General features: G+C 77.7%; 1 protein-coding gene. It reads right to left on the reverse strand.

Features of this window, described 5'->3' with window-relative positions; genetic code table 11:
- Positions 1-2,154, reverse strand: a 2,154-nt coding sequence (locus tag EBM89_RS20365; protein ID WP_147463653.1) for a transglutaminase TgpA family protein, incomplete at its 3' end; no start/stop codon positions are given.
- Positions 2,155-2,194 lie beyond the last annotated feature (40 nt).

The following is a 2,194-nucleotide window of genomic DNA, read 5'->3' on the forward strand; positions in this document are numbered from 1 at the left end:
GGGCGTGGGCGCGGGTGCGGGCTTCGGGGCCCGCCGCTTGCGCCGACCGCGCGGCTCCTCCGGCTCGGGCACCGTGGTGAACCCGAGCAGCAGCGCGTGCGCGCCCTCGCGGCGCGTGGCGACGGGGTCGACGTCGCGCCGCAGGTCGGTGGCGAGGTCGAGGACCTCCTGCCAGCCGCCGACGACCCGCCGCGCGGGCACGGGGTCGCGGCGACGGCGCAGCCGCCGTCGGGCCTTGATCGCCGCGATCACGAGGAACGGCGCGAGCAGCAGCAGGAGCACGCCGGAGCCGGCGGCCACGCCGACGGCGATCCGCTGCCACAGCGCCCAGCCGCCGGAGTCGTCGCTGTCCTGGGTCTGCGGCTGGTCGGTGTCGTCCTGCGGCGGGGTGACCGGGTCGGCGGGCGGGGGCGGCGGCTGCGCCACCTGCGGCTCCGGGTCCGCCTGGCTGGTGTCCTCCTCGTCCTGCGGCGTCTGGCTCTCGGGCGGGGTCGGGTCGAAGGTGACCCACCCGTACCCGGCGAACGCGATCTCCACCCAGGCGGTGACGTCGGCACCGGTGACGACCACCGGGGCGTCGGGGTCGGCGTCCGCCCCCGCGACGGGCTCGCCGTCCTCGTCGAGGCCCGGCGCGAAGCCCATCACGACCCGCGCGGGCAGGCCCATCTCGCGGGCCATGAGCGCCATCGCGGAGGCGTACTGCTCGGCGTCGCCGACCATGAGGTCGCCGTCGAGCAGGGTCGCGACCCGGTTGGAGCCGTGCCCGGACAGCGACGGGTAGTCGCCCTGGTCGGCGAGGCCGTGCGAGAAGAACCCGTTTTCGTGCAGCGCCTGCTCCAGCGCTCGCGCGACCTGCACCGGCGTCTCGGCGTCCCGCGCGGCGTCGGCGGCGGCCGCCACGACGGCGTCGGGGACGGCCTGCGGCTCGGGGAGGTCGAGCTCGCGCCCGGCGGCGGAGCCGATCCGGTCGTCGTCGGGCTCGGTCGGGATCACCGCGTCGAGCGTGTAGGTCAGGCCGGAACCGAGGCCACCGGTGAGGACGGCGGCACCGGTCGCGTCGTTGAACCGCAGCCGGGACTGCGCGTCGGCGTCGGCGAACCGCACCGAGACGGCGTCGCCGACGGTCGGCAACCACACGCCGTCGAGCTCGGCGACCTCGATGCCGACCTCGACGCGGGTGCCGTCACGGCCGTTCGCGTCGGCGGACGCGGCCTGCTCCGCCGCCGCCTCGCTGATCGTCTCGCCGACCCGGCGGAACTCCCCCGAGGCGCGCGACGAGCCGTCGCCCGCGACGTTCCAGACGACGCCGTCGAACCGGTCGAAGGTCGCGAGCCGCACGCGCGCGCCCTCCGGCAGGCCCTGGACGCGGAACAGCTCGACGGTGTCGTCGTCCTTGACGTAGGACCGGAACGCCGACAGCGGGCTCGCGTAGTCGCGCGGGTCGAACGGCGGCACGAGGACGTCGCGCAGCACGTACCGGTCGCGCTGCGCCTCCACGAGGGTCGCGGTCCCGACGCCCGCACCACCGGCGAGGGCGACCAGCAGCACGAGCGCGACGGGGCGGCGGGCGCGCAACCGACCGGAGCGCCACGACGCCCACACCAGCAGCACGACGCCGAGCCCGGTGCCGACGGCGACCGGCGAGACGGTGGTGTGCGAACCCAGGAGCACCGCCCCGCCGAGCACGACGACCGGGGTGACGGCCGCCGCGGGTGCGGCGCGGCCGGAGCCGGTCGCGAGCCGCACGGCGACGGCGGCACCGACCACCGCGAGCAGGTAGGGCGGCACCAGCAGCCACCCCGACCCGCCGAGCGGCGGCTGCAGGGTCAGGACGTCCTTCCAGCCGAGCGCGGCGCCGCGCACGACGGTCGCGACGGACTGCGGGGTGGGGACGACGCCGCCGAGCGTGTCGCCCGGGGCGGCGAGCGGCCCGCCGAGGACGGCGACGACGCCGACGAGCGCCGCCGTGGTGACGGGCACGGACCAGCGCGCCCAGGCGGTGAGCAGACCGGTGGCCGCGCCGACGACCGCGCCGCCGAGCGCCGGGACCATCAGCACCTCGCCGCCGTACACGGGCAGCAGCGGGGTGAGCGCGACGAGCACCGCCAGCGTCAGCACGGTGACGTCGAGGACAGCCGCCGCGCCGCGGGGCACGCCGCGCTCACGGCGCGGGGCCCCGGCGGGACGACCGCCG

It is taken from the genome of Cellulomonas triticagri (assembly GCF_003696205.1).
Classification (GTDB): Bacteria; Actinomycetota; Actinomycetes; order Actinomycetales; family Cellulomonadaceae; genus Cellulomonas; species Cellulomonas triticagri.